The sequence below is a fragment of the Paraburkholderia sp. genome, from assembly GCF_028283785.1.
In the GTDB taxonomy this organism is placed as follows: domain Bacteria; phylum Pseudomonadota; class Gammaproteobacteria; order Burkholderiales; family Burkholderiaceae; genus Paraburkholderia.
Window position 1 is genome coordinate 112,524 of sequence record NZ_JAPWKB010000014.1, and the last position, 24,279, is coordinate 136,802.

Annotated in this window: 17 protein-coding genes; 11 read left to right on the forward strand and 6 right to left on the reverse strand. The window is 63.5% G+C overall.

What is annotated here, in order from left to right:
* Positions 1-34 precede the first annotated feature (34 nt).
* The 9 genes from trpB (at position 35) to PW947_RS16585 (ending at position 10,214) form a co-directional block, all read left to right on the forward strand.
* Positions 35-1,228, forward strand: a complete 1,194-nt coding sequence (gene trpB / locus PW947_RS16545; protein ID WP_299633428.1) for a tryptophan synthase subunit beta — start codon at positions 35-37, stop codon at positions 1,226-1,228.
* Between the two features lie 11 nt (positions 1,229-1,239).
* Positions 1,240-2,154 carry a site-specific DNA-methyltransferase gene (locus PW947_RS16550; protein WP_299633429.1) on the forward strand — a complete coding sequence of 305 codons (915 nt, stop codon included), beginning with the start codon at positions 1,240-1,242 and terminating at the stop codon, positions 2,152-2,154.
* Between the two features lie 78 nt (positions 2,155-2,232).
* Complete coding sequence (gene trpA, locus PW947_RS16555; RefSeq protein ID WP_299633430.1) at positions 2,233-3,048, forward strand: tryptophan synthase subunit alpha; 816 nt, start codon at positions 2,233-2,235, stop codon at positions 3,046-3,048.
* A gap of 85 nt (positions 3,049-3,133) precedes the next feature.
* Positions 3,134-4,006 (forward strand): acetyl-CoA carboxylase, carboxyltransferase subunit beta, encoded by an 873-nt coding sequence (gene accD / locus PW947_RS16560; RefSeq protein ID WP_299633431.1) that lies wholly within the window; start codon positions 3,134-3,136, stop codon positions 4,004-4,006.
* A gap of 235 nt (positions 4,007-4,241) precedes the next feature.
* Positions 4,242-5,552 (forward strand): bifunctional tetrahydrofolate synthase/dihydrofolate synthase, encoded by a 1,311-nt coding sequence (gene folC, locus PW947_RS16565; RefSeq protein WP_299633432.1) that lies wholly within the window; start codon positions 4,242-4,244, stop codon positions 5,550-5,552.
* Between the two features lie 22 nt (positions 5,553-5,574).
* Positions 5,575-6,492: an SPOR domain-containing protein gene (locus PW947_RS16570; protein ID WP_299633433.1), complete on the forward strand. Its 918-nt coding sequence runs from the start codon at positions 5,575-5,577 to the stop codon at positions 6,490-6,492.
* A gap of 7 nt (positions 6,493-6,499) precedes the next feature.
* Positions 6,500-6,994, forward strand: coding sequence for a CvpA family protein (locus tag PW947_RS16575; RefSeq protein ID WP_299633434.1), 495 nt, complete (start codon positions 6,500-6,502; stop codon positions 6,992-6,994).
* 105 nt (positions 6,995-7,099) lie between these two features.
* Positions 7,100-8,650 carry an amidophosphoribosyltransferase gene (gene purF / locus PW947_RS16580; RefSeq protein ID WP_299633435.1) on the forward strand — a complete coding sequence of 517 codons (1,551 nt, stop codon included), beginning with the start codon at positions 7,100-7,102 and terminating at the stop codon, positions 8,648-8,650.
* Positions 8,651-9,029: 379 nt separating this feature from the next.
* Positions 9,030-10,214: an O-succinylhomoserine sulfhydrylase gene (locus PW947_RS16585; protein ID WP_299633436.1), complete on the forward strand. Its 1,185-nt coding sequence runs from the start codon at positions 9,030-9,032 to the stop codon at positions 10,212-10,214.
* A gap of 1,067 nt (positions 10,215-11,281) precedes the next feature.
* Here the strand turns inward: PW947_RS16585 and PW947_RS16590 are convergent.
* A complete protein-coding gene (locus PW947_RS16590; protein WP_299633437.1) occupies positions 11,282-12,082 on the reverse strand; it encodes an AraC family transcriptional regulator in 801 nt (266 codons plus the stop codon).
* A gap of 49 nt (positions 12,083-12,131) precedes the next feature.
* The gene (locus PW947_RS16595) at positions 12,132-12,473 is read right to left on the reverse strand and encodes an FKBP-type peptidyl-prolyl cis-trans isomerase (RefSeq protein ID WP_299633438.1); all 342 of its coding nucleotides are present in this window, start codon (positions 12,471-12,473) and stop codon (positions 12,132-12,134) included.
* Between the two features lie 316 nt (positions 12,474-12,789).
* Between PW947_RS16595 and PW947_RS16600 the strand changes: the two genes are divergently transcribed.
* Both PW947_RS16600 and PW947_RS16605 read left to right on the forward strand, forming a co-directional pair.
* On the forward strand, positions 12,790-13,509 hold the full coding sequence (locus tag PW947_RS16600) for a HAMP domain-containing sensor histidine kinase (protein WP_299633685.1): 720 nt from the start codon (positions 12,790-12,792) through the stop codon (positions 13,507-13,509).
* 86 nt (positions 13,510-13,595) lie between these two features.
* On the forward strand, positions 13,596-14,942 hold the full coding sequence (locus PW947_RS16605) for a hemolysin family protein (RefSeq protein ID WP_299633439.1): 1,347 nt from the start codon (positions 13,596-13,598) through the stop codon (positions 14,940-14,942).
* 9 nt (positions 14,943-14,951) lie between these two features.
* Here PW947_RS16605 and treY read toward each other — a convergent pair whose 3' ends face one another.
* From treY to glgX, 4 genes are all read right to left on the reverse strand, one after another.
* A complete protein-coding gene (gene treY / locus PW947_RS16610; RefSeq protein WP_299633440.1) occupies positions 14,952-17,807 on the reverse strand; it encodes a malto-oligosyltrehalose synthase in 2,856 nt (951 codons plus the stop codon).
* Positions 17,804-19,999: a 4-alpha-glucanotransferase gene (gene malQ / locus PW947_RS16615; RefSeq protein WP_299633441.1), complete on the reverse strand. Its 2,196-nt coding sequence runs from the start codon at positions 19,997-19,999 to the stop codon at positions 17,804-17,806. Before malQ ends, treY begins: the two co-directional genes overlap by 4 nt.
* Positions 19,996-21,906, reverse strand: a complete 1,911-nt coding sequence (treZ, locus tag PW947_RS16620; RefSeq protein WP_299633442.1) for a malto-oligosyltrehalose trehalohydrolase — start codon at positions 21,904-21,906, stop codon at positions 19,996-19,998. Before treZ ends, malQ begins: the two co-directional genes overlap by 4 nt.
* 189 nt (positions 21,907-22,095) lie before the next feature.
* Entirely contained in the window at positions 22,096-24,210 is a 2,115-nt protein-coding gene (gene glgX / locus PW947_RS16625; RefSeq protein ID WP_299633443.1) for a glycogen debranching protein GlgX, read from the reverse strand.
* Between the last annotated feature and the right edge of the window lie 69 nt (positions 24,211-24,279).

Here is a 24,279-nt window from a genome sequence, read left to right on the forward strand (position 1 = left end):
CCGAGGCGGCGCGGCATACTGAGAAGAGTGATGTATGTACAACTTACCCGATGAACGTGGCCACTTTGGCCAATATGGCGGCGTGTTCGTCGCCGAAACGCTGGTTCAGGCTATTGACGAGCTGAAAGCCGCGTACGAGAAATACTCTGTCGACCCCGACTTCATCGCCGAATATCAGCGCGAATTGAAGTACTTCGTCGGTCGCCCGTCCCCGATTTATCACGCCCAACGCTGGAGCGAAATGCTCGGCGGCGCGCAGGTCTTTCTGAAGCGAGAAGACTTGAATCACACCGGCGCGCACAAGGTGAACAACGTGATCGGCCAGGCCTTGCTCGCGAAGCGCATGGGCAAGCCGCGCGTGATCGCCGAGACCGGCGCGGGTCAGCACGGCGTCGCGACCGCGACGATCGCCGCGCGTTTCGGGATGGAATGCGTGGTCTACATGGGCTCGGAAGACGTGCGCCGTCAGGCCGCGAACGTGTACCGGATGAAGCTGCTGGGCGCGACCGTGGTGCCGGTGGAATCCGGTTCGAAGACGCTGAAAGACGCGCTCAACGAAGCGATGCGCGACTGGGTGACGAACGTCGAAAACACGTTCTACATTATCGGCACGGTGGCGGGCCCGCATCCGTATCCGATGATGGTCCGCGATTTCCAGCGCGTGATCGGCGACGAGTGCATCGTGCAGATGCCAGAACTGGTGGGTCGCCAGCCTGACGCCGTGATTGCGTGCGTGGGCGGCGGTTCGAACGCGATGGGCATCTTTTACCCGTATATCGAAGACAAATCGGTGCAGTTGATCGGCGTCGAAGCGGCTGGCGATGGCATCGATACGGGTCGTCACGCGGCGTCGTTGACGGGCGGCAGTCCGGGCGTTCTGCACGGCAATCGTACGTATCTGCTGCAGGACGAAAACGGTCAGATCATCGAAACGCATTCGATATCCGCCGGCCTCGACTATCCGGGCGTCGGTCCGGAACACGCATGGCTGAAGGACAGCGGCCGCGCGCAATACGTCGGCATCACCGACGAAGAAGCGCTGAAGGCGTTCCACGACTGCTGCCGGATCGAGGGCATCATTCCCGCGCTGGAGTCGAGCCACGCGCTCGCGTACGCCGCCAAGCTCGCGCCGACCTTGCCGAAAGACAAGGTGCTACTGGTCAATCTGTCGGGCCGGGGCGACAAGGACATGCATACGGTCGCTGAGCGATCGGGCATTACGTTCTGAGCGCCGCGACGATGCGTGACGAGTTCGATGAGCCGCAATCCACCCTCGATTCCAATCCGGCTTCGGCCGGTGAGGCCGCCGTGCCGGCAGTGTCCACAGTCGGACAAGTGCCGGCCGGCATTCGGCTGTTGAACCGCGATTTTCTGACCGATGCAGTGAATTTGCCTGACGGATCGATCGACCTGATCGTCGCCGATCCGCCGTATGGCTTGGGCAAAGACTACGGCAACAACTCCGATATGCGTTCCGGCGACGATTTTCTCGCGTGGACGCGTAGCTGGCTGGAGTTGGCCATTCCGAAGCTGAAGCCCTCGGGTTCGCTGTACATCTTCTGCACGTGGCAGTACGCGCCGGAAATCTTCGTGTTTCTGAAGAGCCACCTGACGATGATCAACGAGATCATCTGGGACCGACGCGTGCCTAGCATGGGCGGCACGGTTCGCCGCTTTACGTCCGTGCATGACAACATCGGCTTTTTCGCGGTATCGAAAGACTATTACTTCGATCTCGATCCCGTCCGCATCCCGTACGATGCTGCCACGAAGAAGGCGCGTTCGCGGAAGTTGTTCGAAGGCAGCAAGTGGCTGGAAATGGGCTACAACCCAAAGGACGTCTGGTCCGTGTCCCGATTGCACCGCCAACACGCGGAACGCGTCGATCACCCCACCCAGAAGCCGTTGGAGATCGTCGAGCGGATGGTGCTCGCGAGTTGTCCGCCCGGCGGTCGTGTGCTCGACCCGTTTATGGGTAGCGGCACGACCGCAGTCGCTTGCGCGCGTCAGCAGCGCGAATTCGTCGGCTATGAAATCAATGAAAGTTACTGCGCGATAGCGCGAGAACGCGTCAGTTCGCTGCCGGTTGCAGTGGCTGCTGTTTCGTCAGCGAGTGCGGCACAGTCCGATCCGCTGACAGCGGTCGAGTCTTAAGCGACGCGTCATCGACGCGCGAATGCGGGTGCGCGATGCGCGCCGCGCCGCGCAGTAACGAAAATCGGGAATACAACCATGTCTCGTATCAAGAACACATTCGCGGCACTCGCCGCTCAAGGCAAGAAAGGGCTGATTCCGTTCATGACGGCCGGCGATCCGGACCCGGCGCGCACGGTCGAATTCATGCACGCGCTGGCGAAGGGCGGCGCGGACGTGATCGAACTCGGCGTGCCGTTTTCGGATCCGATGGCCGATGGCCCGGTGATTCAGGCGTCGTCGGAACGCGCGTTGGCGAAGGGTGTGTCGCTGCGTCGTGTGCTGGCCGATGTGAAGCAGTTTCGCGAAACCAACGACATGACCCCGGTCGTGCTGATGGGTTATGCCAATCCGATTGAACGGATGGGCGCCGAAGCGTTCGCCGCCGCAGCCAAGGACGCTGGCGTGGACGGCCTGCTGGTGGTCGATTACCCGCCGGAAGAGTCGGTCAACTTCGCGGAACAGATGCGATCGTCGGGCATCGATCCGATCTTCCTGCTCGCACCCACGTCGACCGACGAACGCATTGCCGAAGTCGGGAAAATTGCCAGCGGTTATGTGTACTACGTGTCGCTGAAAGGTGTTACCGGCGCCGCAAATCTGGACGTTTCCAACATCGCAGGTAAAATCCCGGCCATCAAGTCGCGCGTCCCGCTGCCCGTGGGCGTCGGTTTTGGCATCCGGGATGCTGGAACGGCGCGTGCGGTGGGCGAGGTGTCGGACGCTGTGGTGATCGGCAGCCGGATCGTGCAATTGCTCGAAAAGGCCGCGCCGGGCGAGGCCGCCGAGTCGCTGACGCGCTTCGTCGCCGAAGTGCGCGAGGCGCTGGACAGCATTGCCGCGCCTGCCCGATAACTGTCATTTTTTGTCTGCTGTACGCTGCGCGGCGGGGAATTTTCCCGCCGTCTTTGCGTGCTGACGACATTCAGAAGGAAATATCATGAGCTGGCTCGACAAGCTGTTGCCGCCGAAAATCAAGCAAACCGATCCGAAAAGCCGCAAGGGCATTCCGGAAGGCCTGTGGATCAAATGCCCGTCGTGCGAAGCGGTGTTGTACCGCAACGACGTCGAGGCGAATCTGCACGTCTGCCCGAAGTGCGATCACCACATGCGGATCGGCGCGCGGGAACGTCTGGACAGCCTGCTCGATCCGGAAGGCCGTTACGAGATCGGTCAGGAAATCGTGCCGGTCGACGCGCTGAAGTTCAAGGACAGCCGTAAGTACCCGGACCGTATCAAGGAAGCGATGGAAGATACGGACGAGACCGACGCGATGGTCGTGATGGGCGGCGCAATCTGCACGCTGCCGGTGGTCGTCGCGAATTTCGAGTTTTCGTTTATGGGCGGCTCGATGGGCTCGGTGGTCGGCGAGCGTTTCGCGCGCGGCGCGCAAAACGCGCTCGAACAGAAAGTGCCGTTCATCTGCTTCACCGCTTCGGGCGGCGCGCGGATGCAGGAAAGCCTGCTTTCGCTGATGCAGATGGCCAAGACCACGGCCATGCTGACCAAGCTCGCGGAAGCCAAGCTGCCGTTTATCTCCGTGCTGACCGACCCGACGATGGGCGGCGTATCGGCGAGTTTCGCGTTCCTCGGCGACGTCGTGATCGCGGAACCGAAGGCGCTGATCGGCTTTGCCGGCCCGCGCGTGATCGAACAGACGGTTCGCGAAAAACTGCCGGAAGGTTTCCAGCGCGCCGAATTCCTGATGCAGAAGGGCGCGATCGACATGATCATCGATCGTCGCAGGATGCGCGAAGAAATCGCCCAGTTGATGGCGCTTCTGACGCACCTGCCGGCCGACGCCGTCGCTTAACGCGCGTCCGCGTCACTGCCGCAACGCGGGTCCGGCCGTCATTCCAAACGCCTGTCGGTCTCGCCACTGGCAACCGGGCCAGCCACAAAAAACGCGCCGCGAGATTCACTTCAAGCGGCGCGTTGTCATTTCCGCGATAATCTCGGTCTCGCTTGCCGGTGTCCGGACTCAAGCCGGTCCGCGCGCCGCAGTTGAATAACCCGCATTCGTCGCCACACGCCTACCGATTCATCCGATGACCTCACTTCCCACCCTCGACGCGTGGCTCACGCATCTCGAATCCGCGCATCCGGTCGGTATCGACATGGGGCTCACCCGTATCGGCAAGGTGCGCGATGCGCTGCAACTGTCGTTCACGTGCCCGATCTTCACGGTCGGCGGAACGAACGGCAAGGGCTCGACCTGCGCGATTCTCGAAACGATCCTGCTGCGCGCCGGTTATACGGTCGGCTGTCATATGTCGCCGCATCTGCTCGCATTCAACGAGCGCGCGCGGATCAATGGCGCGAACGCGACCGACGACGAGTTGCTGCCGCACTTCGATGCGGTGGAAACGGCGCGCAACAGTTTCGCCGAACCGGTTTCGTTAACGTATTTCGAGTTCACGACGCTTGCGATCATGCATCTGTTTGCATCTCGTGGTCTTGATGCCGTTATCTTCGAAGTGGGTCTCGGCGGACGTCTCGACGCGGTCAATATTCTCGACGCCGATTGTGCGATCGTCACCAGCATCGACATCGACCACACGGATTATCTCGGCGACACGCGCGAAAAAATCGCCTACGAGAAAGCCGGCATTTTCCGTGCAGATCGACCCGCAATCTGCGCCGATCCCGTCGCGCCGCAATCGCTGATCGATCACGCCGAAAAAATCGGCGCTGACTTGTGGCTGTTCGGCCGCGATTTCCGCTACGAGGGACAAGCGGGCAGTGAGCGGCAGCAATGGAGCTACGTCGGACGGAACATGCGCCGGTCTGCGCTGGCTTATCCGGCGCTGCGCGGCGCGAATCAGCTGATCAACACGTCGGCCGCGCTGGCCGCGCTCGAAGCGATGCGCGACCGCTTGCCCGTGTCGGCGCAGGATATTCGCCTCGGGCTGGCGAACGTCGAACTGCCGGGCCGCTTCCAGGTGTTGCCGGGCAAACCGGCAATCGTGCTGGACGTCGGACACAATCCGCACGCCGCTGCCGTGTTGACGCAAAATCTCGGCAACATGGGCTATTTTCCTTATACGTACGCGGTTTTCGGCGCGATGGCGGACAAGGATATTGCCGGCGTTCTCGAACATCTGAAGGGCGAAGTCGATCACTGGTGCGTGACCGATCTGCCCACGCCGCGCGCCGCATCGGCCGTCGATCTCGAAGCGGCTTTGCGTGAAGCCGGAGTCGAACAGACCGCCGACAGCACCGTGACCCGCTTCGCGTCGCCCGCCGACGCATTCAAAGACGCGCTCGAACGGGCGTCGGAGAATGATAGAATCGTGGTCTTCGGAAGTTTCTATACGGTAGCAGGGGTCATTTCCTACCGTAAATCGCAGCAACACTGAACGCGCGGCCGCTAAGCCATTCATGGGAATTTTCTCGTTCGGCAAGAAAGACGACGATACGCCTACCCGGCGTGGCGCCAATACCCGCACGTCGCGGAATGTCCGTACCGAGCGTGTCGAACGCCGACCGCGCCGCACGGAGCGGACGGCGGACGCCGATGCGATGCTGCTCGACCCCACGCTCCCGGAAAAACAGCGCGCCCGTCGCCGGCTGGTCGGTGCGATTGCACTGGTGATCGCCGCGGTGATCGTGCTGCCGATGGTGCTCGATTCGCATCCGAAGCCCGTCACCGACGACATCGCGATCGATATCCCGAGCCGCCCGGCACCGAAGGTCGCCGCCGCAGACAATGACGACGCGCAAGCCGGCGTCGCTCCCGACAATCCCGCCGCGCCGGAAGCCGCGCCAGCCGCATCGGCTTCGGCTACGGCCAACACCGCCGCAAAGCCCACGCAACCGACGCAAACCGCACAGACATCGGCCAATGCCGCTGCAGCTGCAGCCGCGAAGCCGGGCAAAGCGCCGGCATCGTCCGCGACGGCATCGAATTCGTCGAACCAGACGGTCGCATCGGTGAAACCGGCGGCGAGGCCTGACGTCAAAGCCGACACCAAGTCCGCCAAACCGGCGCCCACGCCCGCTCAAAGCACCGCCCAGACTTCGCCCGACGCCGATTCCGGTTCGCCCGCGTCGCCGCCGGGTAGCCGTTTCGCGGTGCAACTCGGCGTGTTCCCGGACGAAGCGAACGCACGAACCTGGGCGACGCGGTTGAAAGCAGCCGGAGTACCCGCATATACCGAACACAGGAGGTCGGCGGACGGCACGACGCAAACGCTATTGCGCGCCGGACCATTCGCCGACCGGGCGCAAGCCGCGGCGGCGATCGCGAAGGTTCGCGAGGCCGGGCTGACGTCGGGCGCGAACAGCGCGGCACAGTAAGCCAGCGATGTTCACTGCATTCGACTACGCTGTAATGGCGGTTATCGGTTTGTCGGCGCTGCGGGGCACGTGGCGCGGGTTTTTGTCCGAGGTATTCGGGCTGATTGGCTGGATCGCGGCGTTTCTGATCGCGTGCCGCTTCGTCGGGCGCGTCGTGCCGTACATTCCGGACCATTGGCCGGGCGGCGCGCTGACGCAATGGCTGATCGCTTTCGTGCTGATCGCCGTCGGCGTGGTGCTGGTGGCAAGCGTGGCGAATGCGCTGCTGAGCCGGCTGGTCCAGGTCAGCGGCCTCGGCGGTGTCGATCGCTCGCTCGGCCTGATGTTCGGCCTCGTACGCGGGGTCGTGCTGGTGCTGGTTCTGGTCGCCTTCGCAGGCTTGACCGAACTGCCCCAGCAGGAATTCTGGCGCAACGCCTTGCTGCGGCCTTACGCGGTCGAAGGCGTGCACGAACTGAAACCGCTGCTGCCTGAGACGCTCGCTGCCTACGTCCGTGTGTGACGATAAGGCGGGCAATCGAAGGCGCATGCAGGACACCGGCGCACACCGGATGCTTCCCCAGGCACCGGCCGCCGTATCGAATTTCGTACCTTTGAAGGACATGCCATGTGCGGCATCGTAGGCGTAGTTTCGCAAACCCCCGTCAATCAGCTGATCTATGACAGCTTGCTGCTGCTGCAGCACCGCGGTCAGGACGCAGCCGGCATCGCAACCGCGAACGGCAGCAATTTCCACATGCACAAGGCCAACGGCATGGTGCGCGACGTGTTCCGCACGCGCAACATGCGGAGCCTGCCCGGCACCAGCGGCATCGGCCAGGTGCGTTATCCGACGGCCGGTTCGGCGTCGAGCGAAGAAGAAGCCCAGCCGTTCTACGTGAACGCGCCGTTCGGCATCATCCTCGCGCACAACGGCAACCTGACCAACTGGCAGCAACTGAAAGACGAGATGTTCCGCGTCGATCGCCGCCACATCAACACGAACTCCGACACCGAAGTCATGCTGAACGTGTTCGCGCACGAACTGCAACTGTCGAGCTCGGGCCTGCAACTCGATCCGAACGCATTGTTCAAGGCTGTTTCCGGCGTGCATCGCCGCGTGCGCGGCTCGTACGCGATCGTTTCGCTGATCGCCGGTTACGGCTTGCTGGCGTTCCGCGACCCGTTCGGCATTCGTCCGTTGTGTATCGGCAAGCAGGAAACCGCGTCGGGCACCGAATGGATGGTGGCGTCGGAATCGGTGGCGATCGAAGGGATCGGTTTCGAGTTCGTGCGCAACGTGATGCCGGGCGAAGCGATCCTCATCGACCTCGAAGGCAACTTCCACTCGCAGCAATGCGCGGAAAACCCGAGCCTGAACCCGTGCATTTTCGAACTCGTATACCTCGCGCGTCCGGACTCGATCCTCGACGGCGTGCCGGTCTACAACGCGCGTCTGCGGATGGGCGACTACCTCGCCGAGAAGATCAAGCGCGAATTGCCGGACGTCGCGATCGACGTCGTGATGCCGATTCCCGATTCGTCGCGTCCCGCGGCCATGCAGGTCGCGAAAAAGCTGGGCGTCGAATATCGTGAAGGCTTCTTCAAGAACCGTTATGTGGGCCGCACCTTCATCATGCCGGGCCAGGCTGTGCGCAAGAAGTCGGTGCGTCAGAAGCTGAACGCGATGGGTATCGAGTTCAAGGGCAAGAACGTGTTGATCGTCGACGATTCGATCGTGCGTGGCACCACGTCGCATGAAATCGTGCAGATGGCGCGCGATGCCGGCGCGAACAAGGTGATCTTCGCGTCCGCCGCGCCGCCGGTGAAGTTCCCGAACGTCTACGGCATCGACATGCCGACGCGCGGCGAGCTGGTCGCTCACGGTCGTACGGACGAAGAAGTGGCGAGCATGATCGGCGCTGATTATCTCGTTTATCAGGACGTCGACGCGTTGAAGCAAGCCGTGCGCGACATCAATCCGGAACTGGGCGAGTTCGAAGCATCGTGTTTCGACGGCAACTACATCACCGGCGACATCACGACCGAGTACCTCGATCACATCGAATCGGCGCGTCTCGCACCGTCCGCGCAATCGGACCGCGACGCGGCGAGCGAAGCGCTCGATGCCGGTGGCATTGCACGCTCGCAGTTGCATCTGCAATTGTCGGTCGAGTGAACGACGCGTGAAGCTGCGGTGGACGTAGCGGAAACGGGTGGCGTGGAGTGGCACTGCACGCGAAGCGCCACGCGTGATAGCATGATGGCTTGCGTCGATTTGAACTCAGCTTGCGGACGCGGGGCAACCCAAAACAGCTAAAGCGAATGGTGGTGACGCTTCGGCACACTACCGCCGCTCAAAGCTTTCCCCGCATGAAAAGCCCGCTTATGCCGACGCAAAGCGGGCTTTTTTGTTGCCGTCGCAAACGTGACGGACGCAGTTGCGAACGCACGGCACTCTGCGTCATGACGCATCGCCGGCGAACGGAAGACGGCGCACTTACGTGAGTAGACACGTTGATAGACACGGCATAACGGACCACGGAACAACACAGAACATGGACGACTCTCTGAACTTCGACACGCTGGCAGTCCGCTCGGGCACGCTGCGCAGCGACCTCAACGAGCATTCGGAAGCGCTCTTTCTCACGTCGAGCTTTTGCTTCGGCAGTGCAGCGGAAGCGGCCGAGCGTTTCGCCAATTCCGAGGACTATTACACGTACTCGCGCTTCACGAATCCGACGGTCTCGATGTTTCAGGATCGTCTTGCCGCGCTCGAAGGCGGCGAGGCGTGCATGGCGACCGCATCGGGGATGAGCGCGATTCTGGCGGTGATCATGGCGGCGATGCAGGCGGGCGACCATCTGGTCAGTTCGCGGAGTCTGTTCGGTTCGACGCTGGGCATGTTCTCGAACATCCTGACGCGTTTCGGCATCACCACGACCTTCGTCGACGCGACGGATCTCGACGCGTGGAAGAGCGCCGTTCGTCCGGAGACGAAGATGTTCTTCCTCGAAACGCCGTCGAATCCGATGACGGAAGTGGCGGACATCGAAGCCGTTGGCCGGATCGCGAAGTCGTTCAATGCGCTGTTCGTGGTGGACAACAGTTTCGGCAGTCCGGTGATGCAGAAGCCGTTGAAGTTGGGCGCTGACGTCGTGATGCATTCGGCGACGAAGTTCCTCGATGGTCAGGGTCGTGTGTTGGGTGGCGCGCTGGTCGGCTCGAAGAAATTCATCATGGAGAAGGTGTTTCCGTTCGTGCGAAGCGCCGGTCCGACCTTGTCCGCGTTCAACGCGTGGGTGTTGCTCAAGGGCATGGAGACGTTGTCGTTGCGCGTGAACAAGCAGTCGGAGAATGCACTGGAAGTCGCGCGCTGGCTGGAGGCGCATCCGGCCGTGAAGCGGGTGTATTACCCGTGGCTGGAGTCGCATCCGCAGTATGCGATTGCGAAGCGTCAGCAGACGTCGGGTGGCGCGGTGGTGTCGTTCGAGGTGAAGGGCGACACGCCGGAAGAGCAGCGTGCGAACGCGTGGAAGGTGATCGACGGGACGAAGATCTGTTCGATCACGGCGAACGTCGGCGATACGCGGACGACGATTACGCATCCGGCTACGACTACGCATTTGCGGGTGACGGCTGAGGCGCGGGCCGCAGCGGGGATTACCGAGGCGTTGTTGCGGTTGGCAATTGGGTTGGAGGATCCTGCGGATATTCGGGGGGATTTGGGGCGGGGTTTGTAAAGGTTCTGGTTTTGCTTTTTGGTTTTAGGGTCGTTGCTCTGGCTCATCGTGCGTGGCCTGTTTTTGCGCTGGTTTGGTCGGTCTTACGCTGGCGTGCGCGGCCTGTTTTCGCGTCGGTTTGCCTGGATCGTCCCTGTGCGGGACCGGGTGCGTTTTCCGGTTCGCATGGTGTTGGTTTGGTTGCTCTTGGCGTGGCGTGCGCGTCCTGTTTTCGCGGTGGTTTGCCTGGATCGTCCCTGTGCGGGACCGCACCTACTTTTCTTTGCTCGCGCAAAGAAAAGTAGGCAAAAGAAAGCGCGTTTACACCGACACTTCGTAGCGAGTGGCGTCCTTCCGGAACGGGTAGTGGTCCGCGCACGATTTGAGTTGTCGCACCGCCTGACTTGGTGGCGAGGCAGTCATTCGTTCCGGCTGTTCGCTCCGCGACAGCCGACGGGCACAGCCCCGTCTTTTTCTCTTGGCGCCATTCGCGCGCTGCACTCCGTCGGCCACAAAACCCACTTTCCTGGCATGCGCCGGTCTGGTTTCGCGCGCAAAATTCCAGGCCAGGCTTAACGTCGAAACCATCGTGAAGGTGGGTGAACTCCGTGGCGCAAACGGGGTGTTGAGTCGGGCGCGGGAACGGTCGTGAAAGCGGGCGAACGCCGCGGCGCAAACCCGGCTTCGGGCCGAACGCTGGAACCGTCGAAGATGCGGCCAAAGGGCGTGGCGCAAACGGGGTTTTGAAGTGGGCTACCGCCGCGCAGCGGGCGGGATGTGCGGGTGCGGACCACCGGGAAAAACGGACCGGCAACTCAAAACGTGCGCGGTCCACTACCCGAAAAATACTAGACGCCACTCGCTACGAAGCGCGAGGTAAACGCGCTTTCTTTTGCCTACTTTTCTTTGCGCGAGCAAAGAAAAGTAGGTGCGGTCCCGCACAGGGACGATCTTGGCAGACCACCGCGAAACCGGGACAACCAAGCAAAACCAGGCAAACCACCGCGAAACCGGGACAACCGAGCAAAACCAACCAAACCAGCGTAAAACCAAGCCAACGCAGGCAAAGCCAGAACAACCAAAAACAACTACTCCCCCCTCCATCCCCCAGGCGCCACCCCAAACCGCCTGGTAAAAGCATGATTAAACGCACTCTGATCCCCAAACCCAACCTCAAGCGCGACCTCGCTCAACGACAACTTCCGATCAGCAAGCAAAGTCACCGCCACATCGAGCCGAAGCCGCTGCAAATACCGGCCGGGAGTCTCACCGAATGCATCGTTGAATAACTGGTGAAAGCGCCGCATCCCGAAACCGCAATGCGCGGCGAGATCGGCGATTCGAAGCGGCTCGGACAGATGCGCCCGCATCCATCGGTCGATCCGCGCAAAATCGAGCCCGACGCCGTTCGTCGCAGCGCTCGAAGTCGATCGGTCATCGGCAAGAATAGCCGCGCACAAACGCGCTGCCGCATCCCAATGAAAGCGCCGCATGGCGCCTCCAGCAATTCCTGCAAATCCAGCGCTCGCAGTATCGCCACCCGCCCGCGCAGCAATGCGCTGAACCAGTTGCGTGACGGCCGGGTCCACACTCACCGCCCGCGCCCGATCGAACAGCCGCTCAGGCACCGCCACCGATGTCGCCGGCAAATCCAGCACCAGTTGCCGGTTGTCGCCCAACCCCGCGTAATCGTGCCGCGCGCCAGCCGGAATCAGCCACGCGGACCCTGCATCGATCTGCTGGCCAATTCCGTCCACGGTCATCACCATCGCACCGTCGAGACCCAGCACGACCTGATGGAAGTCGTGCACATCTGTCGCCTCGACGGCGCCGTAGCGACGCAAGGCAACACAGGGCGCCGTGACGGCGGGGTGATGATCGATGGTCATAAGACATTTGCACACGGGCCCGCCAATGCGATCCCGCGCGCGTCCGGACTTAAACGTCCAGCAGTTCCACTTCGAATACCAGTGTCGCGTTCGGCGGAATCACGCCACCCGCGCCGCGCACGCCGTAACCGAGTTGCGGCGGAATCGTCAGACGGCGCACGCCGCCCACTTTCATGCCCTGCACGCCTTCGTCCCAACCCTTGATGACCATGCCGCCGCCCAGCACGAAGGCGAACGGATCATTGCGGTCCTTGCTGGAATCGAACTTCTGGCCGTCGGTCAGCCAGCCGGTGTAGTGGACGCTCACCGTCTTGCCCGCTTGCGCTTCAGCGCCGGTGCCTTCGGTCAGCTCTTCGTATTTGAGGCCGGATTCGGTCGTCACAGTCGTCATGGTTTCTCCCTCGTTAAATCTTCGAAACCGTCATTGTAGGCGCGTTGCGTGACGATCGCCCAGCGCGCGCAGCCCATCGGCAGGCGTGCGGTTTGCTGGTGTTTGCGCACGGCCGGATCGCCTGGCCGCGCGTACCCCGCCGTGCCTATAATGGGGGCCTGTGTCACATTCCGCATCCAACTTGATGGCTTTGCCTGTGAGGGCCCCGATTGTGACAACGTCTTCCCCCGGTAACGGCAACGCCGCCGACGCGGCCAGCGCAACCGGCAACGCGCCGGCCCATGCCGGTTCCCCTGTCTCCGAACGCACCGCGCATCTGCGCGCCGAAACCGCGCTGTTCATGCGCGATCACGTGCTGTCCCTCGTCTCGCACGATCTGCGCGGTCCGTTGAATGCAATCCATAGCTGGGCTTACGTCCTCGAACGCAAGCTCGACGCGAACGATCCCACCGCGCAACGCGCGGTCGGCGGCATCCGCAGCGGCGTGGAACAGCAGGTCAAGCTGCTCGAAACCATCGTCGATTCGACGCGCGCGGAAACCAGGACGCTGGCGCTGACGCGCGCGCCGTTCTCGCTGCATCCTCTGCTCGACGAAACACTGGGCGAAGTGCGCGCCGCGCTGGCGGTCGCGCGCAATGTCGAGGTCTCGTTCGACTCGCAACTGTCCACGCAACAGATGAACGGCGACGGCGAGCGTATCGCCGCAGCGGTCTGGCTGATGCTCACGTTCGCGGTCGAAGCCAGCGCGCGCAACACGGCCGTGACGCTCAGTTCGCGTGCCGATGCCTCGATGTGGCACACGGTCGTCACGCTCCACGCCGCCACCGCCGCGCTCGACGATCCCACTGTGCCGCATCTGCTCGAAGCATTCGCCCGCAAACAGGCCGGAGAGCCCCGTGAAGCCGGTCGCATCTCGTGGGTGCTCGCTATGTGCAAGCGCGTTGCCGAGGCGCATGGCGGTACCTTCGAGCAAGCCGAAATGCGTGACAACGAGCCGATGACGCTGACGTTGCATGTGCCTCTCGCGGGAGCCTGACGCGGCATCGTCCGTCGCACAGGTTCGCCTTTCGTCCAGCTTGCGCCGTCTATACTGACAACTTTTCGTTGCCGGAGCCCTCTGCTTTGACCCAGGTTGTCGCCCTCATCGGTGCGCTGTTGCTTGTCGCGCTCAATGGTTTTTTCGTCGCCGCGGAATTCGGCCTGGTCAAGCTTCGGCAGACCCGCGTGCAGAGTCTCGCGACGCAGCACGGTCTGCGCGGGCGTCTGCTCGCCAGGGTGCATGGCCGCCTCGACGCCTATCTGTCCGCGTGCCAGCTCGGTATTACGCTGGCGTCGCTGGGGCTTGGCTGGATCGGCGAGCCCGCGTTCGCCGCGTTGCTGACGCCGCTGTTTGCGCTGGCCGGCATCGAGTCGGAGCACGTGATCCACGCGGTTTCGCTGTTCTTCGCGTTTTCGTGTATCTCGTTCCTGCATATCGTGGTGGGCGAACTCGCGCCCAAGTCGCTCGCCATCCGCGAATCCGAAAAGGTGTCGCTGTGGGCCGCGATGCCGCTCTACGGTTTTTACTGGGCCATGTATCCGGCCATCTGGGTGCTCAACAGCAGCGCGAACGCGGTGTTGCGGCTCGCCGGTCTGTCCTCGGAGCACGGCGGCGACACCCATTACTCGACTGACGAACTGAAGCTGATCCTGCGCGGACGCCGCGCGAACGTCGCGAGCGAACTCGGCGGCGCCGGCGACGGCGCGTATAGCCAAGACGAGTGGAACACGATCGCGCATTCGCTCGATTTTTCGCGCATGACCGTGTCCGACCTGATGCGCCCGGCCCACGAAATGATCGGCCTGCGCCGCGACCTGCCGTTGCGCGACAACATGCAGGTGGTCGCGCGTCATCGCTTCAGCCGCTATCCGTTGTTCGAGGACGAATCGGGCGAGCGCGTCGCGGGAATGATCCACCTGAAAGATCTGCTGCTGGCGCGTCAGGCGGGCAGCACGCTCGACGACCTGTCCGAGTACGCGCGGCCCGTGCAATACGTGAAGCCGAACATGCCCGCGCTCGAACTGTTCCGCCGTTTCCGCAAGGGCGCGCCGCATCTGGCGCTGGTCGGCGACAAACACGCCGCGCCGATCGGTTTTCTGACGCTCGACAATCTGCTCGGCGCGCTGGTCGGCCAGATTCACGACGAGTTCCGTCAGGGCGACGCCGACTGGACGCGAATGGACGACGGCACGCTGATGGGCAAGGGTAGCTTGCCGGTGGTGTCGCTGGAACGCGCACTCGGTATCGACATCGACGAAGGGCGCGCGGAATCGGTCGGCGGTCTTGTGATCCAGGCGCTGAACGACCTGCCGTCCGAAGGCCAGCGCATCGTGTTCGACCGTTTCGACGTGGTCGTTAAGAAAATGAAGGGGCCGCGCATCGTGCTGGTGCGCGTCTACCCGAAAGAGTTCGAAGACGAGGGCGGTTGATCCCGCCCGTCAATCGCGCGGCATCCCTTCCTCGACCAGCAGCGCGATTGGCATCGTCTTCAGCGTATCGCGCAGATACAGCCGCGCATCGCCATCCACCTTCCGCTCGGCGGGACTCAACCAGTCGAACAGCGCGCGCGACTTCAACTCGTCCGGAAGCTCGATCGCCGTATCGCCCCAACGGTCCGGATCGACGTGCGGCACGCCGGACGCATCGCCCATCAAGCCCGCCGCCAGCCGCGTCGCCACGACCACCGCCCACGTACCCGATTGCCGCCGCGCGAACGCGATCACGCTCGACGCGTGTTCGCCATGTACGGTCAGCGGCACATACACGCCTTCGCACAGCAGTCTCGGCAGATGCGCGCGCAACGCCAGCACGCGTTGCACGACCGCCATCTTCACGCGGCCGCTGTGCCACTCCGGCAAGAAGTCCGATGGCGGCGCTTCCGTGAGCCACGCGTTACGCTGCGCGAAGTCCACCGGCCGCCGGTTGTCGGGATCGACGAGGCTGAAGTCCCACAACTCAGTGCCCTGATATAAATCCGGCACGCCCGGCGACGACATCCGCAACAGCGTTTGCTGCAAGCTGTTGACGGCGCCGACCGGCGCGATCCGCTTCACGAAATCGCTCAGTTGCTGCAGGAAACCGTCGCGGCGCTGCGGCGCGAGAATGTCGAACAGGAACGCGCGGCACGCGTTCTCGTACGCTTCGTTCGGCGCGAACCAGCTGGTGTGCAGTTTCGCTTCGCGCAGCGCCTTCAACTGCCAGCCCGCGACGCGTTCGGCCAGCGCCTTGACACCGGCTTCGTCATCCGGCGACAAGGTCAGCGGCCAGCAACCGACCAGCGTCTGATACAGCATCGCTTCGTCGCCCGGATAAGGCGCGGCGTCGTGACCGACCGCCGCCGACGGATCGCTGTGCTTCGCCGCGCCCGCATCCGTCCCGCCCGCGGCTTCGCGCGACGTGCGCCGCAGCGGCGCATTCAACGCCGACCACGCCTTCAACGTCGCGCTCCAGTCGTGCGCAATCTCGCTGAGCACCGCGAGCCGCGCGCGTACGTCTTCCCCGCGCTTGTGATCGTGCGTCGCGGTGGCGAGCATCGCGTACGGAAAATGCCGCGCGCGATCGCGATTGGTCGCATGAAACCGCTCGACCGACAACGCAAACTCGCCCGGATCGGCACCGACTTCATTGCGCGACAAAAGCCGTCCATAGCGATAGCACGCGGTATCTTCGATCGCCTTCGCGGCGACTGGCGCGGTCAGTTGCGCGAACAGGGTTTGCGCGGTGCGTCGGGATGAACCGTTCTGATTCGTCGGCGAGCCGGGCGGCGCTTCTTCGACACCGCGTCCGCCGAGCCATTGCGCGACCCGTTCCAGCAACGCATGATCCGCGCGCGCCAACGCGCGCTTCGCGCCGTCGTAGGCCTGGTCGAAATAGACGTTGTCGGCATCGGTGCGCACACCGTTGACCGGATACACGCGATATACCGGAAAATGCACGACCAGTTCGGTCAGCACGCGTCGCAACGACGTGAAGGTCAGGTCGCGCGTGTTGAGAGAATCGCGTGCAATCCGATGCAGCGCACGGGTCGCGCGATCGAGTTCGGCGGCGAGGTTTTCGGCGAGGATCTTGCGACGCGCAATGGCTGCTTCGTCGGCGAACGACGCGCTGCGTCCGCTCAGTTCCGCCCACGTCGCGGCCAGCGGTTCGGCACCCGCCGGGTCGTGCAGCAACGCGCCGACATCGTTCATGAAATCGTAGCCGGTGGTGCCTTGCACCGACCAGTCGTCGCGCAGCGGCTCGCCGCGTCCGAGAATCTTCTCGACCACGATATACGGCTCGCTGCCGGCGCGCTGATCGTGCATCCGCGCGGTCAGCCGCTGACAGTATTCGCGCGGCTCGGCCAGGCCGTCCACGTGATCGACCCGTACGCCGTCAATCACATTCTCCATATACAGCCGGAAAATCAGCGCGTGCGCCGTGTCGAACACTTCGGGGCGTTCCATCTTGATGCCCGCCAGCGTCGAAATATCGAAGAAGCGGCGCCAGTTGACCTCGTCTGCGGCGGTGCGCCACCACGCGAGCCGATAGTGTTGCCGCTCGATCAGGCGGTGCAGCTTGTCGCGCGTTCCCGGCTCGGTGGACGCGTACGCGTCGAGCACTTTGTCGATCGACGTCTTGCCGTTTTTCGCGACGAAGTCGCGCAACGCGTCACGGGCGTCGGCGGCGCGCGGCTGATCGGCGGGCTGCGTCGTCAGGCCGACGAAGCGTTCGGCCAGCGCGGCGAGATCGGCATGTTCGGCGCTTTGCAGCAGCGTCGCGTAATCGGTCGGACAGACCGGGAACACGTGCGGCCCGTAACCGACGAAGAAGCGGCCTTCGTCCGCGTCGAACTGCAACGCGATGCGCCCGGCCGCGAGTTCGTCGCCGTACGGCGCGCCGAGAAACGGCGCGAGCACCTTGCCGCGCAGGGCAGGATCGGGCGAATGCCAGTCCACGTCGAAATGGCGCGCATAGGCGCTATGGCGTCCCCATTCGAGGATATCGCGCCACCATCCATTGCTCGATCCGCCGACGCCCATATGGTTCGGCACGATATCGACAATCAGACCCATGCCCGCGTCGTGCAGCGCGTCGGCCAATCGCCTGAGCGCCGGCTCGCCGCCGAGTTCCGGATTGACCCGGGTGTAATCGACCGTGTCGTAACCGTGGGTGGAACCCGGTTCAGCCGTCGTTATCGGCGACGCATAAAGATGGCTGATGCCGAGCGTGGCAAAGTAGTCGACGTGCTCGATCGCATCGTCGAACGTGAAGTCACGATGGAACTGGAGTCGTAACGTGGAGCGCGGGACGGTCATGGCGTGTCGGGCACCAGAGAGGTGATGGAGGTGGCACTGCGCGCGCGATCTACCGCGAGCAGCCTGTCGATGAAACTGTCGTCCGCAAACAGGTCGTCCACCGGCAACGACATGCGGCGCCGCCAGTTCGGGTGCTCGTCGATCGAACCGGGCAGATTCGGCTGATCTTCCAGCGCCAGCAGATCTTCGAGCGGGTAAGTCACCAGCGGGGTCGGCGTGGCGGCAACGAAAGCGAGCGCTTCATCGACCGGCGCGCTTTCGGGTTCCGCCAACGGCGGCGGCACGTCGTGCGCGGCGACGCCGGCTTGCTGAAACGCATACCACAGCGCCGCGCGATCAACCGCCCGTTCTTCCATCGCGACTTCGACCGCATCGCGGCCGTCGGCGCGCGCCATCGTCTGACCGATCCGGTTGCGCCACTCGATATCGTGGCCGCACCACCATCCGGCGACGGTCGGCAGATCGTGCGTCGTCGTCGTTCCGACCACGTCGCGATCCCATTGCGCGGGCGACTTGAAACCGCCGCCGTCCGCCTGCTCGCGCTGCTCGAACCACAGCACGCGAATGCCCGCGATGCCATGCTCGGAGAGCCGCTCGCGAAAGCCCGGCGGCACCGTGCCGAGATCCTCGCCGATCACGACCGCGCGATGCCGCCACGACTCCAGCGCGATCAGCCGCAGCATGTCTTCGAGCGGATAGCGCAGATACGCGCCGTCGCGCGCGCTTTCGCCTTCAGGCACGAGCCACAGCCGACGCAAGCCGAGAATGTGGTCGATCCGCACGCCGCCTGCATGCGCGAACGCGGCGCGCACCATGTCGATAAACGCGCTGAAGCCCTGATTGCGCATCGCGCGCGGCGAGAACGTGGTGAGTCCCCACGCCTGACCGGCCTGGTTGAAAAGATCGGGCGGCGCGCCGACCGACACGCCTTGCAGCATGTCGTCGCGATACGACCACGCGTGACTGCCCGCGCTGTCGCAACCCACGGCGAGATCGGCGATCAGACCGACCGCCATGCCGGTGTCGCGCGCCGCATGTTGCGCATGCGACAGCCCTTTCGCGGCGAGCCATTGCAGGAACAGATGAAACTCGACCTCGTGACGGTTTTCGTTGGCGAACGCTTCGACTTCCGGACTCCGTGGATCGCGCAACGCTTCGGGCCAGTTGCGCCAGAAGCCGTCGCCGCCTTGCGCGAGTTGCGCGGCCTGGATCGTTTCGAAGCGCGCGTGATCTTCGAGCGCGCGACCGCCGCGTGTGCAGAAGCCGTGGAATTCGAGTGCGCGCGGCAAATCCTGCGCGCGATCGTGCGCGCAGAAGCGCTCGAACAGCACGCGCAATACCTTCAGCTTCATCGTGACCGCGCGCGGCCAGTCGATCAGCGAGAGCGCTTCGAGTTGCGGCCATGCGTCGAGCGCACCCGCGTCGGTCATTGCGGACCGCGCGAGTTCGTCGCCGAAGACCGCGGCCGGGTCGATATGCGTGACGTTCAGCCATAAACGCGACGACGGCGAATACGGGCTGAATTGCTGCGGCCGCGCGCTGAACATCGCGTGGGTCGGGCTGATCGCAAGCGCGTGCGCGCCACGTTTGGCACTTTCCACGGCCAGATGCGCGAGCGCCGAGAAATCACCGATCCCGCCGTCGCCATTGCGGCGCAAGCCGTACAACTGCGCGGCGATGCCCCACATCGGCGGCGCAGGCCGGTCGCTGACGCCCAGCGATTGCCACGCGTCGGCGATCGTGTAGCTGCGCGACGGCGCGACCGCGAGCGTCACGCGCTGCTCGTTGATCACCAGCGTGTGATAACCCGGCTCGCTGATCGGCGACAGCAATGCCGTTTCGCCTTTAGGCGCGGTAAACCGGCCGTCGATAATCGAGCCGCTTTCGAGTTCGATCCGGTAGCGGCTGCCGGATTTGATCGCGGCGGGCGGCAATGCAATGCCGCGCTCGCATTCGGCGGTCATCAGCAGCGGCAGTTTCTTGCCGGACAGTTCGGCTTCGAGCGCGGCCGCGCTTTGCTTGATCTGCGCGGGGCTGCTGCATGGCAAGCCCATCCGTTCGAGCAGCACGGCGAGCGTGCTGTCGGGTACGCGCTGGATAGTGCGATGCGCGTTTTCCCATTCGACTTCGAACCCGGCTTGCAGCGCGAGCCGCGCGATTGCTTCGGAATGCTGGACGGGAGGTGTACTCACGCGCGCGTCTCCTGCTGGCTGGTCTTGCGTGTGTGGTGATCGTTCGCGTAGGTGCTGATGTCGCCCGTCAGCCACGCGACGAACGCGTTCGACGGCAACACCTGCGTGCCGATTGTGTCGCGCACGCGCGGCGGCGTTTCGAAGATCAGCTTGCCGTCGGGCACGTCGGGAAACGGCAGTGCATCGCCCGACAGATTCAGCGCCACCGACAGCGTTTCGCCGTCACCGAGCCGCCAGCGCGCGACCAGCGCATTCGCGTCGGTGCCGGCGGCGGTTTGCAACACGGTTGCGCCGAGCGATTTCGCATGCGCGAGGCGCGGCGCGATCAGTTTCGCGCGCACGGCCAGCGCCGATTTGTAAAAGTGCATCCAGTCGAGCCGGTCGGCGGCGTCGGGGCCTTGCGTGGGTTCGGCGCGCGGCGACGACATCGCGAAAGTCTTTTCGTCGTTCGGATCGGGAATTTGCGCGCGACGCGACGCATCGTTGAACGCGGAGAACTTCGAGAATTCGCGACGACGTCCTTCGCGAACCGCATCGGCGAGCTGGCCGGTGTAATCGGTAAAGAACAGGAACGGCTGGTCGGAGCCGTATTCGTCGTCCATGAACATCATCGGAATTTGCGGCGACAGCAGCAGCAGGCCGGTCGCGGCGCGCAACGCATCGGGCGCGCACAGCGTGCGCAGCCTCTCTCCAAACGCGCGATTGCCGATCTGATCGTGATTCTGCAAAAACATCACGAATGACGACGGCGACACATGCGCGCTCGGTTCGCCGCGCGGCTTGCCGTCGTGAATCGGCGACGGCTCGCCCTGATACGCGAAGCCCTCGCTCAGCACGCGCGCGAGTTTGTGAATCGACTGGTCGGCGAACGCGTGATAGTAGCCTTCGTGCTCGCCGGTCAGCAGCACGTGCAGCGTGTTGTGCGCGTCGTCGTTCCATTGCGCGTCGAAATGCGTTTCGAGCAGATTGGCGGTGTTGCGCTCGTTTTCGAGCACCAGATGCACGTGACGGCCATGCTGGACCTTGGCGCGCACATGGTCGGACATCTCGCGCAGCCAGTGGTCGTTGTCGATCGCGTGGACGGCGTCGAAACGCAGTCCGTCGAAGCGATATTCGTTGAGCCAGTAGATCGCGTTGTCGACGAAATAGTCGCGCACTTCCGGGCGTTCGAAATCGATCGCCGGACCCCACGGCGTATGCGTGCCCGCCCGAAAAAACGACTCCGCGTATTCGTGCAGGTAATTGCCGTCGGGTCCGAAATGGTTATAGACCACGTCGAGAAACACGCTCAGCCCTTGGCCGTGCGCCGCGTCGATCAACGCCTTGAGTTCGTCCGGCCGGCCGTACGCGGAATCCGGTGCATACGGCAGAACGCCGTCGTAACCCCAGTTATGACGCCCGACGAAATCGTTCAGCGGCATCAGTTCGATGGCCGTCACGCCGAGTTCGGCGAGCGCGGGCAGACGCTGCTGTACGCCCGCATAGCCGCCGAGCGCGCCGACGTGTAATTCGTACAACACGGTCTCTTCCCACGGACGACCGTGCCATTGCGTGTGCTCCCAGCGATACGCGCGCGGATCGATCACTTCGCTCGGGCCGTGCACGTCTTGCGGCTGGAAGCGCGATGCCGGATCGGGCACCACCAGCTTGCCGTCGAGCTTGTAGCGGTACAGCGTACCCGCGCCGCCTTCGGCTTCGGCTTCGAACCAGCCGTTGCCGGTTGGCGTCATGGCTACGGCGCCGGCGGCGGGGCCGTTGTCGATCTCCACGGTCACGCTTTCACACGACGGCGCCCAGAACCGGTAGCGCGTGCGAGGCTGCGCGCCGGATGCGCCGAGCAGTTGCGCGCCGAACGGCAAGCAATGCGCATGATGGCGTGCGTGAGGATCAATCGGCGTGTCGGACATATTCACTACCCTGAAATGTATCGCTAGCGTGCGGATCGGGCGCGGCGCTCGACATACGGTTATCGGTACGGGTCACGTGCGTTGTCTGTCAGTCGTAAGGCTACCTTAGCTGGACGATCGGCGGGAGGCCGGTGTCGTGCAGCGGGACAGCCATTCATTCATCGACGGACTGAACGCATGCGCGACGCGCTATTCGGGCGCGTTCGACTCCGGTTTCGCCACCAGAATCACGAGGCCGTGCGCGCCTACCTCGACGTCGGATGCCGCCAGCTTGCCAGGCGGCGCGTCCGGCGCAACGGTATCGATCAGCACTCGCCATTCCTGAAACGGTGACGGAGGCGTAAAGCGCAACGCGCCGCCCGATGCGTTCAACATCAGCAGCAATACTTCGATGTTTCCGTCGATGCCGGTTCCCGCGCGTCGCAACGTAAACGCGCGGCCTTCCGGGTCCTGCCACGCTTCGATCGTCAGCGGCGTGCCGCGTTCGTCGAACCACGCGATGTCGGACACACCCGGCAACACCTTGCGGTCGCCGAACAGAAAGCGGTTCTCGTGCAGCAGCGGGTGCTGCTTGCGCAACGCGATCATCCGCGCGACGAAATCCGTCATCTGACGACCTTCTTCCGACTTCGCCTGAATCCAGTCCATCCACGAAATCTCGTTGTCCTGGCAATACGCGTTGTTGTTGCCGTTCTGGCTGCGGCCGAATTCGTCGCCGGCCAGCATCATCGGTGTGCCGAGCGCGACGAACAGCGTCGCAATCAGCGAACGCGCGACCTGGTTGCGGGTATCGACGATCGCGGGATCGTGCGTGTCGCCTTCGGCGCCCCAGTTCGCGCTGCAATTTTCGTTGTGACCGTCGTTGTTGTTTTCGCCGTTCACCTCGTTGTGCTTGTGCTCGTAGGCGACGAGGTCCGCGAGCGTAAAGCCGTCGTGCGACGTGACGAAATTCACCGACGCCCACGGCTTGCGGTGCCGGTGATTGAACAGATCGGCCGAGCCGGTCAGCCGCGCGGCCAGATCGGGACGCATGCCGGCGTCGCCGCGCCAGAAACGGCGCACGGTGTCGCGGAAACGATCGTTCCACTCGCCGAAACCGGGCGGGTGATTGCCGAGCTGATAGCCGCCCGGTCCTATATCCCACGGCTCCGAAATCAGTTTGCGCTGCGACAGCACAGGGTCCTGGCGCAACGCATCGAAGAAACCCGAGCCCTGGTCGAAACCGGTGTATTCGCGTCCCAGGGTCACGCCGAGATCGAAACGAAAGCCGTCGATATTGAACGCCGTCGCCCAATAGCGCAGCGAATCCATCACCATTTGCAACACGCGCGGATGCGGCAGATTCAGTGTATTCCCGCACCCGGTGTCGTTGATATGGTGACGCGGATCGCCCGGCACCAACCGGTAATAGCTCGCGTTGTCGAGGCCGCGCCATGAAATCGTCGGTCCGAGTTGATCGGCCTCGCACGTGTGGTTGTAGACCACGTCGAGGATCACTTCAATGCCGGCTGCATGCAGTTGCCGTACGGCAATCCGCATTTCGTCGAGCCGGTGGGTATGCAGATACGACGGTTCCGGCGCGAAAAACGACGCGGTGTTGTAACCCCAGTAGTTGCGCAGACCGCGTTCGACGAGAAAACGGTCGTTCAGAAACGCGTGGATAGGCAGCAGTTCGACGGCGGTGACGCCGAGTTTCAGCAGATGCTCGATAAACGCCGGCGATGCCAGCGCCGAAAACGAACCGCGTTCGTGCGGACGCAGATCGCTGCGCAGCATCGACGCGCCGCGCACGTGCGTCTCGTAGATGACCGTGTCGTTCCACGGTACGTTCGGACGCGTGTCGTGGGTCAGATCGAAGACTTCGTCGATGACGACGCACTTCGGCATGGCCGGCGCCGAATCGCGCCGGTCGATCGACAGATCCAGCCGGTTCGAATGTCCGCGATAGCCGAACAGCGCATCCGACCAGCGAAACTGGCCGACGAGTTTGTGCGCGTACGGATCGAGCAGCAGTTTGTGCGGATTGAAACGGTGGCCGTGTTGCGGCTGATAGGGGCCGTGCGCACGGAATCCGTAGACGGTGCCGGGATGCGCGTTGGGCAGATAGCCGTGCCAGACTTCGTCGGTGCATTCGGGCAGCGCGAAGCGCTCGACCTCCTTGCGGCCGGTGGGCTCGAACAGGCACAGCTCGATCTTGTCGGCGTGCGCCGAGAACACGGCGAAATTCACACCGAGGCCGTCCCAACTGGCGCCCAGCGGATACGGCGAACCCGGCAACAGGCGATCGGGTAATCCTTGCGTCATGATTTCCGGCCCCTTGTTCTGATTGGTGGTGAGCGGAAGCGATGGCTGGCGTGGCAGTCGATGCTAGGG

Excerpts from the sequence above, each read along its gene's own strand:
- trpB (WP_299633428.1), top strand. The coding sequence starts at position 35 with ATGTACAACTTACCCGATGAACGTGGCCACTTTGGCCAATATGGCGGC.
- PW947_RS16550 (WP_299633429.1), top strand. The coding sequence starts at position 1,240 with ATGCGTGACGAGTTCGATGAGCCGCAATCCACCCTCGATTCCAATCCG.
- trpA (WP_299633430.1), top strand. The coding sequence starts at position 2,233 with ATGTCTCGTATCAAGAACACATTCGCGGCACTCGCCGCTCAAGGCAAG.
- accD (WP_299633431.1), top strand. The coding sequence starts at position 3,134 with ATGAGCTGGCTCGACAAGCTGTTGCCGCCGAAAATCAAGCAAACCGAT.
- folC (WP_299633432.1), top strand. The coding sequence starts at position 4,242 with ATGACCTCACTTCCCACCCTCGACGCGTGGCTCACGCATCTCGAATCC.
- PW947_RS16570 (WP_299633433.1), top strand. The coding sequence starts at position 5,575 with ATGGGAATTTTCTCGTTCGGCAAGAAAGACGACGATACGCCTACCCGG.
- PW947_RS16575 (WP_299633434.1), top strand. The coding sequence starts at position 6,500 with ATGTTCACTGCATTCGACTACGCTGTAATGGCGGTTATCGGTTTGTCG.
- purF (WP_299633435.1), top strand. The coding sequence starts at position 7,100 with ATGTGCGGCATCGTAGGCGTAGTTTCGCAAACCCCCGTCAATCAGCTG.
- PW947_RS16585 (WP_299633436.1), top strand. The coding sequence starts at position 9,030 with ATGGACGACTCTCTGAACTTCGACACGCTGGCAGTCCGCTCGGGCACG.
- PW947_RS16590 (WP_299633437.1), bottom strand. The coding sequence starts at position 12,082 with ATGACCATCGATCATCACCCCGCCGTCACGGCGCCCTGTGTTGCCTTG.
- PW947_RS16595 (WP_299633438.1), bottom strand. The coding sequence starts at position 12,473 with ATGACGACTGTGACGACCGAATCCGGCCTCAAATACGAAGAGCTGACC.
- treY (WP_299633440.1), bottom strand. The coding sequence starts at position 17,807 with ATGACCGTCCCGCGCTCCACGTTACGACTCCAGTTCCATCGTGACTTC.
- treZ (WP_299633442.1), bottom strand. The coding sequence starts at position 21,906 with ATGTCCGACACGCCGATTGATCCTCACGCACGCCATCATGCGCATTGC.
- glgX (WP_299633443.1), bottom strand. The coding sequence starts at position 24,210 with ATGACGCAAGGATTACCCGATCGCCTGTTGCCGGGTTCGCCGTATCCG.